The 15,255-nt window shown below is 48.1% G+C and carries 13 protein-coding genes and 2 rRNA genes; 13 read left to right on the top strand and 2 right to left on the bottom strand.

Going from position 1 to position 15,255, the window contains the following annotated elements:
- The 12 genes from AAB417_03995 to AAB417_03940 form a co-directional block, all read left to right on the top strand.
- Positions 1 to 1,803: ribosomal RNA gene (locus AAB417_03995) — 23S ribosomal RNA — on the top strand; the annotation flags it as partial.
- A gap of 465 nt (positions 1,804 to 2,268) precedes the next feature.
- Positions 2,269 to 2,374, top strand: a 5S ribosomal RNA gene (gene rrf, locus AAB417_03990).
- A 291-nt stretch (positions 2,375 to 2,665) separates the two neighbouring features.
- Positions 2,666 to 2,887, top strand: coding sequence for a hypothetical protein (locus AAB417_03985; GenBank protein ID MEK7631158.1), 222 nt, complete (start codon positions 2,666 to 2,668; stop codon positions 2,885 to 2,887).
- 228 nt (positions 2,888 to 3,115) lie between these two features.
- Positions 3,116 to 3,508 (top strand): hypothetical protein, encoded by a 393-nt coding sequence (locus tag AAB417_03980; GenBank protein MEK7631157.1) that lies wholly within the window; start codon positions 3,116 to 3,118, stop codon positions 3,506 to 3,508.
- Between the two features lie 128 nt (positions 3,509 to 3,636).
- Positions 3,637 to 3,822 (top strand): hypothetical protein, encoded by a 186-nt coding sequence (locus AAB417_03975; GenBank protein ID MEK7631156.1) that lies wholly within the window; start codon positions 3,637 to 3,639, stop codon positions 3,820 to 3,822.
- Positions 3,823 to 4,166: 344 nt separating this feature from the next.
- Complete coding sequence (locus AAB417_03970) at positions 4,167 to 4,925, top strand: hypothetical protein (GenBank protein ID MEK7631155.1); 759 nt, start codon at positions 4,167 to 4,169, stop codon at positions 4,923 to 4,925.
- Between the two features lie 15 nt (positions 4,926 to 4,940).
- Complete coding sequence (gene rodA / locus AAB417_03965; protein MEK7631154.1) at positions 4,941 to 6,059, top strand: rod shape-determining protein RodA; 1,119 nt, start codon at positions 4,941 to 4,943, stop codon at positions 6,057 to 6,059.
- Between the two features lie 39 nt (positions 6,060 to 6,098).
- A complete protein-coding gene (locus AAB417_03960; protein ID MEK7631153.1) occupies positions 6,099 to 7,133 on the top strand; it encodes a sigma factor-like helix-turn-helix DNA-binding protein in 1,035 nt (344 codons plus the stop codon).
- Between the two features lie 3 nt (positions 7,134 to 7,136).
- Positions 7,137 to 8,411, top strand: coding sequence for a hypothetical protein (locus AAB417_03955; GenBank protein ID MEK7631152.1), 1,275 nt, complete (start codon positions 7,137 to 7,139; stop codon positions 8,409 to 8,411).
- Positions 8,412 to 8,413: 2 nt separating this feature from the next.
- Entirely contained in the window at positions 8,414 to 9,073 is a 660-nt protein-coding gene (locus AAB417_03950) for a hypothetical protein (protein ID MEK7631151.1), read from the top strand.
- Between the two features lie 7 nt (positions 9,074 to 9,080).
- A complete protein-coding gene (locus AAB417_03945) occupies positions 9,081 to 10,412 on the top strand; it encodes a type IV secretion system DNA-binding domain-containing protein (protein ID MEK7631150.1) in 1,332 nt (443 codons plus the stop codon).
- Between the two features lie 33 nt (positions 10,413 to 10,445).
- The gene (locus tag AAB417_03940; protein MEK7631149.1) at positions 10,446 to 12,347 is read left to right on the top strand and encodes a type IV secretion system DNA-binding domain-containing protein; all 1,902 of its coding nucleotides are present in this window, start codon (positions 10,446 to 10,448) and stop codon (positions 12,345 to 12,347) included.
- 16 nt (positions 12,348 to 12,363) lie between these two features.
- On the opposite strand, the gene AAB417_03935 is transcribed toward AAB417_03940, so the two are convergent.
- Entirely contained in the window at positions 12,364 to 12,933 is a 570-nt protein-coding gene (locus AAB417_03935; GenBank protein MEK7631148.1) for an elongation factor P, read from the bottom strand.
- Between the two features lie 47 nt (positions 12,934 to 12,980).
- On the opposite strand from AAB417_03935, the gene gatB reads away from it, so the two are divergent.
- Positions 12,981 to 14,432: an Asp-tRNA(Asn)/Glu-tRNA(Gln) amidotransferase subunit GatB gene (gene gatB / locus AAB417_03930; protein ID MEK7631147.1), complete on the top strand. Its 1,452-nt coding sequence runs from the start codon at positions 12,981 to 12,983 to the stop codon at positions 14,430 to 14,432.
- Here gatB and miaA read toward each other — a convergent pair.
- The gene (miaA, locus tag AAB417_03925) at positions 14,398 to 15,240 is read right to left on the bottom strand and encodes a tRNA (adenosine(37)-N6)-dimethylallyltransferase MiaA (protein MEK7631146.1); all 843 of its coding nucleotides are present in this window, start codon (positions 15,238 to 15,240) and stop codon (positions 14,398 to 14,400) included. The genes gatB and miaA overlap by 35 nt on opposite strands.
- Positions 15,241 to 15,255 lie beyond the last annotated feature (15 nt).

Below are 15,255 nucleotides of genomic sequence, written 5' to 3'. Positions count from 1 at the left end.
ACAGCTCCCTGCGAACTCGTAAGAGTATGTATAGGGGGTGACGCCTGACCAATGCGAGAAGGTTAAATATTGTCGGTCTATGTCAGCAATGGTGTAGGCTGCACGGTATAAGCCCTCGTCAATGTCGGCGATAACTATAATCGTCCTAAGGTAGCGCAATTCCTTGTCGGGTAAGTTCCGACGCGCACGAAAGGCGTAACGACTGGAGAACTGTCTCAGGGAGGTGCCCGGTGAAAATGCGATGCCGGTGAAGATGCCGGTTACCCGCAGTTAGACGAAAAGACCCCGGAAGCTTTACTGCAGCTTGGTATTGGGTATAAGTCTTTTATGCGTAGCGTAGTGGGGAGACTTTGAAGTGGTCCTTTTGGGGGCCATGGAGTCGCCAATGAAACACCCATCTTAATTGAGTTATATCCTAACCCGTGCGGCAAAAACGCACAGGAACAGTGCCTGGTGGGCAGTTTTGGTGGGGCGCTATCCTCCTAAAAAGTAACGGAGGAGTTTACCAAGGTCAGCTAAGCGCGGATGGAAATCGCGCTCGTCGTGTAATGGCACAAGCTGGCTTGACTGTAAGACGGACATGTCGAGCAGGCGCGAAAGCAGAACATAGTGATCCGATCGTGGGTATTAGACGCCGCGAAAGCTCAACGGATAAAAGTTACTCCGGGGATAACAGGCTGGTACCGCCCAAGAGTCCATATCGACGGCGGTGTTCGGCACCTCGATGTCGGCTCGTCCTATCCTGGGGGTGGAGAAGCTCCCAAGGGTTTGGCTGTTCGCCAATTAAAAGGGTACGTGAGCTGGGTTCAGACCGTCAAAAATGAACCAGGTAGACATCAAACAACGGCGGCCTGTTGCCGTAAGGCAACTTGAATAAACTGACTCATATCGGTGAAGTCCTAACGATTATGTACTAGCAACCTGTCATATGTTAGGATAATACCGAGGGAAGTCGTCTATGGTTTCGTCAAATAAAAAAGCATATCTTGCAGGATTTCTCGATGGAGATGGTAGTATTTATGTGCGTTTGAAACCAAACGCAAGTTATAAATACGGCTATCAGATCGCTCCCTACATTGTTTTGTTCCAATCGGAAAAAGCACGGGAGTTGTTCGAGACATTATGCAACGGTATCGGTCTTGGGTACATGAGAGCGCGCAAAGACGGCGTACTCGAGTATACTATTGGCCGGGTTGACTCACTCAAAATATTTGTCGGGTGGGTGCGGCCGTATCTTGTTCTTAAAAAAGAACAGGCAAATCTTTTGCTTACTATTCTCGATAAAAAAGAGAGGGTGGCAAATGCAAAAGATTTCGAGAAGTTGATGAAACTCGTTGATCGTTTTCGAGAGTTAAATTACTCTAAAAAACGAAAGATATATAGATTGACCCCGTAGAGACTGATCCTTAAGTGGAGAGGGTATTCGTATGAATATCAAGACGTCGGTCCCCCGCAAGTGCGGGGTGGTGGTATAGTCCGATCCATCTGGTAACAGATGAAAATAAAGAAGCGTGAGACAGGTTGGTCTCCTATCTACTGCGGGCGTAGGTTCTTGAGGGGTGTTCTTCCTAGTACGAGAGGACCGGAAGGAACGAACCTCTGGTGTATCGGTTGTCACGCCAGTGGCATCGCCGAGTAGCTATGTTCGGATTGGATAAGCGCTGAAAGCATCTAAGCGCGAAGCCAACCCCAAGATAAGGAACCGTTTGAGGACCGTGAGAGACTATCACGTTGATAGGCCCTAGGTGTACGCACAGCAATGTGTTGAGCCGAGGGGTACTAATAGTCCGAGTTCTCCGTTAGACAATGCATACATTACCTACGGATTTTTCTTGCCAAATAATATATTTCGAAATTGAGAGGAGGAAAGCATGGGGCAATGGTGCGGCGACCAAGAAAATTCTCTTCATCCGGACGTTTCGATAGCGATGCCTCAGAAAGGCTAGCATCGAGACTATTAGCCAGTTGATCGGAAGGAGGGTTCAACTCCCTCTCGTTGTCCCAGCAGTTTTTCTTGCAGTTCTTTCAGCTTGGAGCGGTTAAGGTCCCTGGTTTCGGCCTGGGATGTTCCGCCTCAAGGCTCGAAGTGGTGGCTTTGGAGCCAGCCGAAGTACTTGCCTGCGCGAGTGAGTAGTCAGTCAGACTGGTCTATCTGACGATCACGATTGAGCAACATGGCAATCCACCGCTTCGAGTTTACCTTACGGTCGAGTGCATCAGTGCTCGACCCTTCCTCTCAGTTTCGAAATCATAGTTTGAGTCCAAGGTCCTGGTGGCTCGTCACGGTGGTACTACCTCTTCCCATTCCGAACAGAGTCGTAAAACGCCGTTGAGCCGATGATACTCATCAGGGGACAGTAGGTCGCCGCCAGGACTTTTGACTTAAATACTCTAAAAACCTTTACACTGTAAGGGTTTTTATGCTTGACATTTAAGTATTTTAGTGATATAATGATCCTCGAGAGTTCATAAGAGGAGGAAAATATGCGGACGGCCGTTGGATACGGAGTTCTGGCAATCTTGATCGCGATGGTTCTCTTCGCGATCGGGGCATTCGATCGAGGGTGTGGCGAGCGAGGTCTTCTCGATCCGCCGTCGACCCATATCTACAACGATCCGTGATTCGTAGCGCCGCACAATGAAGTCGGACAGGAAGGGGGACGAAATGTTGATTCTCGCAGGGGTGGTTCTCTGTCTCTTGATGCTCGCGGTGTTTGGCACTCTGTGTGCGCGCGTCGATCGCGAGGACAACGCTCGGCTCGCCGCTCAGCGTACGGCCGAGCGACATCGGCGCTATGCGCCCGATGGTGACGGTCTGGAGCTCCAGTTCGAGGCAGCATGTCTCGCGCTCGAGCATTCCGAGCGCGCCGAAGGCGCACTCATCTGAAACTGCTGTTCATCAGTGTAAAGAGAGGAGGTCCGCGAGTGAGATGAGATAGGGGCCGCATACCGGCCACACATAGCGGCGACGCCCGCGTAAACAACCGTCATGGCTCGACCACGCAACAGCGCGGTCGAGCCTCTACCAAAGTTTTCAAAAACCTTTTGAAGGTTTTGGTAGAAGTTCTTTCAATACAGAAACGTAGCCCCGTGGGCGAATAACTTTGAGGTAGGTATGTCGAATAAAGTTTTTGGTCTCATCCTTCTCATACTCGTTGGGGTCGTGGCGTTTGGTGTCTATCACGACACAATAGCCCCACAGGCAACAGGGTGGCGTGAGTATGCAAACATTCAGCGAGTGTTCATGCACGAACCCGGTAAATACTCGTTCGCCGTGCTCAACGAAGATGGTGCGCTCGATACAGTCGATCTTCGTTCGTCGTTGCGTACTCGGGTTTTTACCGATGTGGTACGCGGTGAGCCGATGTATGCGCGAATCATGTATCCCAAGAAGGATACTACCCGCGTTTGGTACGCGGAGATTCATGTCCATGATGCACAGAGCATCAATCCGGCAGGGTGGGATCACGGCAAACTCGGGAGGGGTCAAACAGTCGCAATCGAGTAAGCGCGTCAGAAAACCGTCATGGCTCGACCCCGCATCAGCGTGGGTCGAGCCTCTACCAAAATACTGAACTTGCAAGTTTTGCGAGAGTTGAGTAGTTTGGTGGAAGTAGTACCACGAAGGGAGGTCGGATGAGTGATTCACTGCTCGGCAAGATAACCTATGTGTACTCGTTGATTCTTAGTGGATCGAGTGATGTTTCGCAAGTTTGGAGTGGAGATTACGATCTTGAGCAAGGGTCCGTCTTCGAATGGCGTGACAGGCGCTGGCGCGTCACGCGCAAAGAAGGCGATTACTGTTGGATCCAGCCGGCATAACCCGTAAACACGATTGTTTACGGGCATTTTCTTTTTATGGGAAGGGAGTACAATTTTTCTAGGAGGTGCTCCATGAAAATTTTGGTCGCACTTGCTCTCGCACTCACAGGAGTCGCATGGTGGGCGTACCGGCAGTTTCAGCCCGGAAGACATCTCTGTCTCCGGTGTCAGAGTCGGCTCACCTATGTGATCCCAGAAAGTGGCAGCAGCATTGCGCTCAATTGCCTTACTTGCGATTACCATGGCCACATGCGTCGCAAGCCGCAGTCTCACTAAGCAGATCTTGCTCGATGCAGGGTCTCTTTTTCTTTTATCCTGCAATACTTTTTGATACAATGAACCCTATGAGACTTTGGATATTTAAGCGGCGCCTTGCCGGGTTTGGCATTATTTTTCTGTTACTTGCGATTCTGGTCGCTGCGCTTGCGTGGTCGTTTTGGCCACAGCCATCGTGTACTGACGAAAAACAAAATGGTACCGAACAAGACATTGACTGCGGAGGCAACTGCCCCAACAAGTGTTTGGGTGAGATCGTCAAACCGCCGTTGGTGCTCTGGAAAGATTATTTTATCGTGCGCGCGGGGGTATTTGATGTCGGCGCGCTCATTGAGAATCAAAACATCAAGCTGGGTGTAAAAAAATTTGAATATATCTTTAAAGTCTACGACAAAGCAGGATTATTAGTCTCCCAAAAAGAAGGTAGGACCTTTCTTTATCCGGGCGAGCAACTTTTTGTTTTTGAAGCCAACTTAGTGACGGGGCCACTGCACCCTTCCTATGTCGAGTTTAATTACAAGCCGATCGCGTGGGAGCCGATGGATACAGACAACCCGCTCAAGATTGATTTGGTGAGTTGGGATTACCAGTCAGAGCCAAATCCGATTATCCGTGCGACTATCGCCAACAGGTCTCTCTTTGAAGAGCAAAACATTGAGATGACCTTGCGTCTTGAGAATACCAATGGCAACGCGTACGCGGCGAGCAAGACTTTTATAAAGACTTTTCCACCACAGTCAACACAAGATGTGATTTTTACTTGGCCGCCCGCCTCGTTTGAAGCCCCGAGTACGATTTCGCCGCTTTACCGTCGGATACTACGGTGATACGATAACTGCCGTATGCAGGTTTTGCGCCGTTTTGATTGGTTGCTGATTTGGGGTATCGTACCGCTTTTGTTTTTCGGGCTCCTCACCATGAAATCGCTCTCGGGCAATGATTATTTTTTTTGGCGCCAACTCATCTGGATTGCTATCAGCACGGGGGTTATGCTGTTTTGCGCATTTATTGATTGGAGAACACTCAAATCAAGCGCTGCGATTCTCGGGCTGTACGCCTTCGGTGTCGGTCTTTTAACGCTTTTGGCAATTGCGGGATTTGCTACGCGTGGCGCGCAAAGTTGGTTTTATATCGGTGGCGTTGCTTTCGAGCCGGTAGAACCCGTTAAGTTATTCCTCATACTTGTATTTGCTAAATATTTTTCACGGCGCTATGTGGAGATCGCGCTTTTTCGACATATCGTCATCTCATTTTTATATTTGATCGTACCTATGACGCTGGTTTTTTTACATCCTGATTTCGGGTCATCGGCAATCCTCTTTTTTATCTGGATCGCAATGCTTTTATTTTCAGGTCTCACTATGCGTCACATCGTCTTGTTCGTAGGGCTTGGTATTGTCGTTGCCGCTGTCGGGTGGTTTTTTGTACTTCAGCCATACCAGAAAACACGCGTAGTCGCTTTTTTCAATCCGGAAAATGATCCAAAAAAATCCGGGTATCATGCAATTCAGGCAATGATCGCGGTGGGTTCGGGCGAGTTGTGGGGCAAGGGTGTCGGGTACGGTACGCAGTCGCGTCTCAACTTTTTGCCCGAATCAGAGACTGATTTTATGTTTGCCGCATTTGCCGAGGAGTGGGGCTTCGTGGGTATTGTGCTTGTATTTCTTTCATTTTCACTGCTCTTTTGGCGTATTTTACACATCAGTATGATGTCGCCTGATAATTTCTCAAAGCTTTTTGGTTTGGGCGTATGCTTTTTGCTTGTAGGGCATATCGCCGTTCATGTAGGTATGAATATCGGTTTATTGCCCATTACCGGCATCGGACTTCCGTTTATGAGCTATGGCGGTTCGTTCTTGGTAACGCTCATGGCGGCCATAGGAATTATCGAATCTATAGCCATTCGGTCGTCAGATTTGAAGGCTTATGAAGACGGGGATATGGCAGCATTGACCTCTTGATTGTTTTATGGTTATATGGTAGAATAGAAATGTTCAATTATGGCTTCAATTTCACCCACATTTGAGAAACAAATGGCAAAGTTTCTAGGGGAGCTTCCGACTCGTGCGCGAAGCGTCCTTAAGCGTCGCTACGGTATAGGTGAGGCAGATGGCATGACTCTCGAGGCTATCGGTAAGCGCGAGGGTATCACTCGTGAGCGCGTGCGTCAGATCGAAAACGATGCCGTACGCCGTCTGAAAAAGTCTCCGCTCTTTGCTGAGTTTGCCGCACAAGAAGCGGCTGTCATTAGTGTACTCGCAGGCGTTGGCGGCATTGCCGCAGAAAACGATTTTTTGTCTTTACCTGATTTTCGTCAAGTAAAAGACAAAAACACGCTCGTACTCTTTTGTGATCTTTCTGATTCTATTCGACGCCGCAAAGCTGATGATCGGCTCTATGCGCGTTGGCATGTTTCTGACGCTCCCGTAGCCGGCATTGAAGCGGCTCTCTCCGCATTTGCCCGCGCGCTTCGCGAGCAAGGCTCTACCTTGCCCACCGAAGGCGCTTTTGCTGGCTTGGCAGTTCATCTCAAGAAGACTGGCGTTGCAGTATCGGAAAAAAGTCCTATGCTCGCTACCTATATCAGTCTCTCTAAAGAGATCGAGAAAAATGCGTGGGATGAATATGGCCATGTATCATCTCCGTTTGTGCGCCCGCGTGGCATGCGCGATAGCGCGTTTGTCGCGCTCTCTCGAGCAAAGGAACCAATGCATTTTCGCGATATCGCAAAACGCATCGGTGAGTTTTCCAATAAATCAGTACATGTGCAGACCGTACACAATGAACTTATCAAAGACGCCCGCTTCGTACTCGTTGGTCGCGGTTTGTATGCGCTCAAAGAGTGGGGATACGAGCCAGGTTTTGTAAAAGATGTATTGGTACAAATGCTTTGTGATCGCGCAATGACGCGCGAGGAGATTCTCGATGAGGTGATGCGTCGCCGTCAGGTAAAGGCAAGCACCATTTTCATCAACCTTCAGAACAAGAAACTATTCAAGACACTGGACGATGGAACTTATACGGTAGTCTCGTAATACATGTCAATTCTCGAATTTTTCGAGCCAACGATTTTCACAATTAAACTCCTTGTACGCTTCTGGTGGCTCTGGCTTGCCCCCACGCTTTTTGTTGTTTTTAGGGCACTCTGGGTCTCATGGCGTCAGCAACTCTATAAGGCAGCCATTGAGTGGACGCTTCTTGAGCTCAAGATTCCGCGCGATATAGCGAAAAGCCCCGTGGCAATGGATCAGTTTTTTATTGCCCTTTCGAGTGTGCGCAATTCTCCCGGTGATTTTGAAGAAATCTACCTTAATGGCGAGGTGACATTATGGTTCAGTCTTGAAGTCGCAAGCTTTGGTGGTGATATTCATTTTTATATTCGTACACCAAAAAAGCATCGTAGGGCTGTTGAAGCAAACCTGTATGCAAACTATCCTATGCTTGAGATTGAGCAGGTCTCTGAGTATCTTGATCGTTTTCCTAACAGCATATCAGACATGTATGCTCGTAATCTCGACCTGTGGGGTACCGAATTTGTACTTGGTAAGCCCGACGCGTATCCTATTCGCACCTATCTCAAGTTTGAATCTATGGATGAGGAACGGAGTTTGGATCCCATCGCCGCGCTCTTAGAGGTATTTCAAAAGATTGATCGCAAAGAAAATTATTTACTTCAGATTCTTATTCAACCCGCCGATCCTGTCGCATGGCGTGCAGAGGGTCTCAAACTCGTTGATAAGTTAAAAACGCGAGAAGAAAAGGTTATTCAAGGGCCGCTCGGTGAGTATACCGATCGCCCTATGCGCACGCCTGGTGAGACTGAAGTGTTAAAAGCAATCGAATTAAATTTAGCAAAACCAGGCTACAATACACTTATTCGCTTTGTCTATATCGCTGACAAATCAGTAGCTGATGGGCAAAGTGCCAAACGAGAAATGACGACAGCCATCAATCAATATGTTGCGGGAGATATGAATTATTTTGAACACAATCGTAGTGTCTGGACGCAAGCTAAGTACAATGTTTTTCCTTATTTCGCACCCAAACTTCGGGCCGAGGCACGCAAAGTGCGTATGTGGGAATATTTTCGCGAGCGCAAGTTACCCGAGGAGTCTGTGATGGGTAAATATATTCTTGCGCGTCCATGGAATTTTAATATTAAACAGCGTGTCTATGTACTCAACACCGAAGAGTTGGCGACCCTGTATCATCCACCGACGATGCTCGTCATGACAGGACCTCTTATTAGGCGTATAGAGGCGAAAAAAATGGGCCCATCGGTCGGTCTCGAAATGTTTGAAGATCAAAAATAACTATGGCAGACATCAAAAAACCAGCAGGAAAACCGTCATCAAAACCGCCACCCAAGCCTCCCGCCGCCAGCAGTGTGGTAAAGGACTACCGCGATGTCGAGATGTGGCTCCTTATCCTCTTGATATTTATCTTAGGGAGTTTTTCAATCGGCGCCCTTACTCTTGGCGCGGAATCATTTTTTGCCAATGCTTTTTGGAGCCGTTTTATTTTGTGGATTAAAATTATCGCAGGGACTCTCTCGCTTGTGCTGGCCGTGGGTATTGTCTATGTTGTTCTGAAGATTGCCACTTTTCGTAAAAAAGAATCTCACACAGCAGTCGCGACTGAGCCTCAACCGCAAGGTGCGCTCTACGCCTACGAATGGACGCGGGTAAAGTCGGGCCTTGAGCGAGCTTCTGATACTGATGCCGCACTCCTTATCATCGAGGCGGACTCGCTCGTAGACCGTATCCTCAAGGACATGAAGCTTCCTGGCGAGACGATGGGTGAGCGCTTGCAGGCATTGGGCGAACAACGCTTTGAATCTATTGACGATCTTTGGGAGGCGCACAAACTTCGCAATCAAATAGCACATGAGGGTGCGAAGGGCGTCACCTACGGCGATGCCGTATGGGCCTTGGAAAGATACGAACGAGCACTCAAAAAGCTCGGTATGGTATAATACGCGCATGCCTAAAGATGGCAAGATTCATTTAATTAAATACGCACCTCCTCCTTCAAATCTTCCTATCTATCAGCGTGTCGACCCACGCATGGTTTCATTTTTTGGGCGCACAAATTATGAAGCTGCGCTCGAAGAGAAAAAATTTATTTTTGGTATCAATCGTGCTGACAGAACGCGACATATGTATATCATCGGCAAACGAGGTGTAGGCAAAACAAAGCTTACCGAAACGCTCATACGCCAAGATATCGCTTATGGATATGGTGTATGTGTTATCGATCCGGATGGCGATTTAATATCGAGCATACTCGATTTTATACCCGAGGAGCGCGCAGCCGATGTCATTGTTATCGATCCGTCAGATACTCAGCATTCGGTTGCCTTCAATCCGCTCGCAGATGTTGAGCCTCAGTTGCGTCATCAGGTAGCGCGCGGGCTCGTGGAAATTATAGAACGGCAGTTTGGTAATACATGGAACGGGCAGATCGAGCATTTGTTTCGGTTTGCTTGTTTGGCGCTCCTTGATTATCCCTACGCGACATTCAAAGATTTTGTCACGATCCTTAAAGATATTGATTTTCGTATGGAGGTTGCCGAACATAGTAAAGATGAGACGGTCAAGCGTTTTTGGGTGACCGAGTTTCGTGCGTGGGCGGATAAATATGAAGCGGAGGCAGTTACGCCACTGATCAATAAACTCTGGGCATTTATCGCCAATCCTTTTTTAAAGGGCATGTTCGCTGAAAAAACAAATAAGATCGATTTCGATGGAGTGCTCTCGGGCGAAAAGATTGTACTCATCAATCTTGCCAAAGGCAAGATAGGTGACGATAATGCAAGTCTCTTAGGATCGCTCTGTATTCTTAAGTTGCAGGAGGCGGGCATCGCCCGCGCGGCCGATAAAGAAAATGCGCGACGCGATTTCTATCTCTATATTCACGAGTTTCAAGGTTTGGTGACAAATACTTTTCTTAATTTTTTAGCTGAATCACGCAAATACGGTATTGCGCAGACTATCTCACATCAGTATACTACTCAGCTTAACTCGGATGCGTTTGCGAGCGTTTTGGGTGCAATCGGTACGATGGTCGTTTTTCGTGTAGGGGGAGATGACGCAACGCGTCTCGAGCGTGAGCTGACCCCCGTTTTTAGCGCAAAAGATATGATAAATCTTGGTATGCGCGAGTTTTATATCAAGTTGACGATTGAGGGCAACGCATATGACCCCTTTTCTGCCGAGACGCTCGAGCTCTTGGAGCCGCCTCGTGAATCATTGCGTGTAAAAATTTTGGAGCGGTCACGCCGGCAATACGCCACAAGTGCCAATCGTGGTTGATAGATACTGATAAGTATTGGATAATAAAGAGTAATGGACTCGGGTTCCTACACAGTTTATTTTGCTAAGACAAACTTTCGCGGTGCCGAGCGCACCTTTGGTATCCGCACGGAAGATCGTCGTCAGCATACCTATGTGATTGGTAAAACTGGCACCGGTAAAACTAACCTGCTTAAAAATCTTGCGTTTCAGGATATTCAGACAGGTGCAGGCCTCGCTATTGTCGATCCCCACGGTAGCTTCGTCGAAGAAGTACTCGAGAAAATTCCTGATAATCGTCTCGATGATGTTATCTACTTCAATCCAGCTGATTCAGATTTTCCGCTTGGGTTTAATGTATTGGAGGTGCCCGATCCGAAGTACAAGCATTTGGTCGCCTCTGACTTGATGGGTATTTTTACCAAGATTTGGGCGAATGTCTGGTCAAGCCGTATGGAGTATATTTTGAACAACTGTGTATTGGCGTTACTCGATACGCCCGGCACGACACTGTTGGGGATCCCACGGCTTTTGGTAGACAAAGGATATCGTCGTATCATTATCGACAATCTGAAAGATCCGGTAGTACGCTCGTTTTGGGTGCAGGAATATGAGAGTTGGCAAGATAGATTTCGCCAAGAGGCAATCGCGCCGATTCAAAATAAAGTAGGCCAATTTTTGTCATCATCATTTGTGCGCAATATCGTAGGTCAGCCCAAAAGCGCATTCAATGTACAAGAGGCGATGAACCAGCGAAAAATTTTACTCATCAATGTCGCCAAGGGTCGCATTGGTGAGGACAACGCTGCGCTCTTGGGCGCGATGCTCATCACGAAGATTCAGCTCGCAGCTATGGAGCGTGTGCGTATACCCGAAGAAGAACGCAAAGATTTTTATCTCTATGTTGATGAGTTTCAAAACTTTGCCACTGATTCATTTGCCAATATTTTGTCCGAGGCACGCAAGTATCGTCTCAATTTAGTCATCGCTCACCAGTATATAGGTCAGCTCGTCACTGATACCACGACAAAAGTACGCGATGCGGTCTTTGGCAACTGCGGTACGCTTATTTCATTTCGTGTAGGGGCTACCGATGCGGAGTTTCTAGAAAAAGAGTTTGAGCCAGAGTTCGAGATCCAAGATTTGGTGAATCTTCCTAATCGGCATATCTATCTCAAGCTTATGGTCAATGGCGCGACCTCGCGACCTTTTTCTGCGACAACCACTGCCGCGATAGGTCCCGCAGGTGTTGATGATTCAACACAAACTATCATCGATCTTTCGCGTCGCAAATACGCTCGTCCTCGTGAGGTTGTAGAAGCAGAGATTATGCGCTGGAGCGAGTCTTTGGGAGAGGAGGCGGCCCAAGGCGTGGCGCATGACCGCATACAGCAGGGAGAGCATGCAGGCGATCGTACGAGCTCAACTCACACGAGTGGTCATACCGTGGGCAGTGGCGTGGGCGGGGCTAAGAGTGAACGCTATACCGCGACCTGCAGTCTTTGTGGAAAATCGGCACATCTTAATTTTAAGCCCGATGAGTCGCGTCCTATCTATTGTTCTGATTGCTTAAAAAAAGTGCAGTCAGGCGAGATTTCTCCCGCCAAAGTTTCAGTAAAAGCAAAATATTCGAGTCATTTGAGTTTGTTGGGTATAGAGTTCGCGAGCGAGAAAAATGCAAAGCTCGAGAAAGAAACGCCAGCGGTCACTTACGCCAAAAAGCAGACTTCATCGGTAAGGCAGGGTTCTTTGGTCACGCGTCCTCAAGCTGATAAAACCATATCGCTCAAAGAATTGTCACGCCCACCACGCGAGCCACAGCAACGCAAAGGCCCTGATCTTGTGGGGCTTAAAGAAGTTATCAAAAATGCATTGAGTGGCGTATCTGACAAAAAACAAGACCCTATAAAAAGTGGAGGTCAGAAGATAGCACCAGGGGAGTCGATAAAGCTCTAAGTGTCGCCAAAGGCGATCAGGCCTTTTCTACGCGTTCGATATATTCGCCCGATTCGGTATTTACCCGCACGATGTCACCCTCGTTGATGAAGAGCGGTACATTGAGTTTGAGGCCGGTTTCGAGTATTACTTCTTTGTTGCCACCCGTAGCGCTGTCACCTTTTACGCCGGGAGGAGCTTGTTTTACTTCGAGATCCATCTTGATAGGGATTTCGATGTTGATTATTTCACCTTCAAATACATCAAGCGCAATAGACATATTGGGCAAGAGATAGTTGACGATATCTTCTATTTTTTCTTCTTTGAGTGTGATGCGATTTTTTGGATCGTCACCTCGGCGAAACCAATATTCGCCACGACTACCATAGAGAAATGTCGCTGTTTCTTTCTCGATATCAGCAGGTTTAAATGATTCATTTTGGTGGAAAGTGCGGCTTGTCACCTTACCGGAGCGGAGATTTTTGATTTTTGTTTGAGCTACGGGCTTACGCTGTTGCATGCGCAAGAAGCTATACTCAAGTACGCGGTAGGGATCCCCGTCGAGTACAAAGGTGGTGCCAGGGCGCAGTTCAGAATAACTTAGCATGGGTTTGAGTATACACAAAAAACCCTTTCCGTGCAACACTATTTAGTATGGAGTACGAATCGGTTATCGGTCTGGAAATACATGCAGAGCTTGCCACTCAGAGCAAGATGTTTTGTCGTTGCAAAAATGATTCGAGTGAAGAGCGTCCCAATACCAATATATGCCCCGTGTGTTTGGCGCATCCAGGCACCTTGCCGGTAGCCAACCAAGACGCGGTGCGCAAAGTGGTCTCGGTAGGTTTGGCGCTTGGTGCGCGCGTGCCCGATACGAGCAAGTTTGACCGTAAAAATTATTTCTATCCTGACCAGCCTAAGGGGTACCAGATCTCGCAGTATGACGAGCCGATGGTGGCCAACGGTCTTATCGCGATACCTTCAGGCAAACAGGTGCGCATTACTCGTGTGCATCTTGAGGAAGATACGGGGAGCTTAGTGCATGACAAAGAGGGCAATACACTTGTTGATTTTAATCGCGCAGGTGTGCCACTTATGGAGCTTGTCACCGAGCCCGATATGCGAAGTGCGGCCGAGGCGCGAGAAGCTGCCGAAGAGCTCCAGCTTATTTTTCAGTATGTAGGTGCCTCGTATGCGCGCATGCAAAAAGGCGAGATGCGTGTAGAGGCCAATGTGTCTGTCATGCCAAAAGGTACGGAAAAATTTGGCACCAAAGTAGAGCTCAAAAATATCAATTCGTTTAAGTTTGTAGAAAAAGCCATTGAGTATGAAGTAGCGCGTCAGATCCAACTCATCGAATCAGGAGGTGAGGTGAGGCAAGAGACGCGTGGTTGGGATGAGGCAAAACAACAGACGGTACTTCAGCGCGTCAAAGAATCAGCGCATGACTATCGCTATTTCCCTGAGCCTGATTTGCCGCCGTTGAATGTGGCCGCTATTCGCGAAGAGCTCAAGCACCATTTGCCCGAACTGCCCGTGCAAAAGCGCGAGCGTTTTTTGCGTGAGTACGGGCTTGATACCGAAGCTATCGAGTTTTTAGTGCGCAATCCTGTGATGAGCTCGTTTTATGAAAAATCAGCATCAGAGTTAGGCGAGTGGCTGTCGGCGAGTGGGCATGATACCAAAAACGCCTATAAGCTCTTGCGTAACTACATGCTCTCAGATCTTGCGCGCTCACTCGACGAAAAGGGAGTCGCGTTCGCAGATATGAAGTGCGATCCAGAAAACTTTGCTGAACTTATCTCACTGATCGCTGATAAAAAAATATCATCGCGAGGGGCGAAAGATATATTGCTCACCATGGTATCAGTGGGTGGTGATCCGTCAGATATCGCGCGCGATCTTGATGTATTTCAATCAAGTGATACGGGTGAGCTCGAAGGTATCATCAAAAAAGTACTCGAAGAAAATGAGTCCGCCGTTTCCGAATACAAATCAGGTAAACAGGGCGCTCTCCAATTTTTGGTAGGGCAGGCAATGAAAGCGAGCAAAGGCAAAGGCAATCCAGAAACTATTCGTGATTTGCTTTCGCAAATGCTTTCTTAAACCATGTCTGTTGGCGTTTGGCATAGCGCCAGTTTTCAGTGTTGATCTTTGCAATCATCTCATCTTTTGAGATTTGGTGTTCAAGATATAGGAGGGGATATTTGTATTCAAACCCAAGTTCTAGGATGCGCGCGCGGGGGATGCGTGTGCGTATCAGTTTGCGTATTTCGTCGAGCAGACCCGCGCGAAGCATGTGGGTTGTGCGGCGCGCGATATTTTTTTGAAGTGTTGTTTTGGGTGGATTGAGGAGAATAATCTTCGCATCAAAGCGGGGAGTTTTGGTGAGTGCTGGCACTTTGCCAAGTGTTTTGGCGATTTCTATCGCGCGCATGAGGCGGCGCGGATTTTTGGCATCAATATTTTTGGCGCGTGCTGGATCAAGTTTTTTGAGCATGGCAAAAAGCTTTGCAGCCGAAAGTTTTTCGAGTTTGCCTCTGAGAGCAGGGTTAGGTGGCACTTCAGGGAATATTATGTCATATAAAATAGCATCAATATAAAAACCGGTACCGCCTACGATGATCGGTGTTTTGCCTTTGGTTAAAATCTTTTTGATAGCGCGGAGTGCTGCCGTCTGGTATTCACTGACCGTATACATCTTCTTGGGCGAGACGAGATCAATACAGTGATGAGGCGCTATACGCTGTTCTTTCTTTGTAGGTTTTGCGGTACCGATATCAAGCCCGCGATACGCTTGGCGCGAGTCGGCTGATACTATCTCGCCACGGACGCGGCGGGCAAGCTTGAGCGCACGCGCTGATTTGCCCGATGCGGTAGGGCCTGCGATGACGATAATGTGGGGTCTTGCCATAAATGCAATTATATA

The organism is Patescibacteria group bacterium, from assembly GCA_038064855.1.
GTDB lineage: Bacteria > Patescibacteriota > Minisyncoccia > Ryanbacterales > GWA2-47-10b > SICQ01.
The sequence above is the reverse complement of the archived record's forward strand: the minus strand, read 5'-3'. Positions and strand labels throughout refer to the sequence as shown.

Excerpts from the sequence above, each read along its gene's own strand:
- gatB (MEK7631147.1), top strand. The coding sequence starts at position 12,981 with ATGGAGTACGAATCGGTTATCGGTCTGGAAATACATGCAGAGCTTGCC.
- AAB417_03935 (MEK7631148.1), bottom strand. The coding sequence starts at position 12,933 with ATGCTAAGTTATTCTGAACTGCGCCCTGGCACCACCTTTGTACTCGAC.
- rodA (MEK7631154.1), top strand. The coding sequence starts at position 4,941 with ATGCAGGTTTTGCGCCGTTTTGATTGGTTGCTGATTTGGGGTATCGTA.
- AAB417_03980 (MEK7631157.1), top strand. The coding sequence starts at position 3,116 with ATGTCGAATAAAGTTTTTGGTCTCATCCTTCTCATACTCGTTGGGGTC.
- AAB417_03945 (MEK7631150.1), top strand. The coding sequence starts at position 9,081 with ATGCCTAAAGATGGCAAGATTCATTTAATTAAATACGCACCTCCTCCT.
- AAB417_03975 (MEK7631156.1), top strand. The coding sequence starts at position 3,637 with ATGAGTGATTCACTGCTCGGCAAGATAACCTATGTGTACTCGTTGATT.
- miaA (MEK7631146.1), bottom strand. The coding sequence starts at position 15,240 with ATGGCAAGACCCCACATTATCGTCATCGCAGGCCCTACCGCATCGGGC.
- AAB417_03940 (MEK7631149.1), top strand. The coding sequence starts at position 10,446 with ATGGACTCGGGTTCCTACACAGTTTATTTTGCTAAGACAAACTTTCGC.
- AAB417_03985 (MEK7631158.1), top strand. The coding sequence starts at position 2,666 with ATGTTGATTCTCGCAGGGGTGGTTCTCTGTCTCTTGATGCTCGCGGTG.
- AAB417_03955 (MEK7631152.1), top strand. The coding sequence starts at position 7,137 with ATGTCAATTCTCGAATTTTTCGAGCCAACGATTTTCACAATTAAACTC.
- AAB417_03950 (MEK7631151.1), top strand. The coding sequence starts at position 8,414 with ATGGCAGACATCAAAAAACCAGCAGGAAAACCGTCATCAAAACCGCCA.
- AAB417_03970 (MEK7631155.1), top strand. The coding sequence starts at position 4,167 with ATGAGACTTTGGATATTTAAGCGGCGCCTTGCCGGGTTTGGCATTATT.
- AAB417_03960 (MEK7631153.1), top strand. The coding sequence starts at position 6,099 with ATGGCTTCAATTTCACCCACATTTGAGAAACAAATGGCAAAGTTTCTA.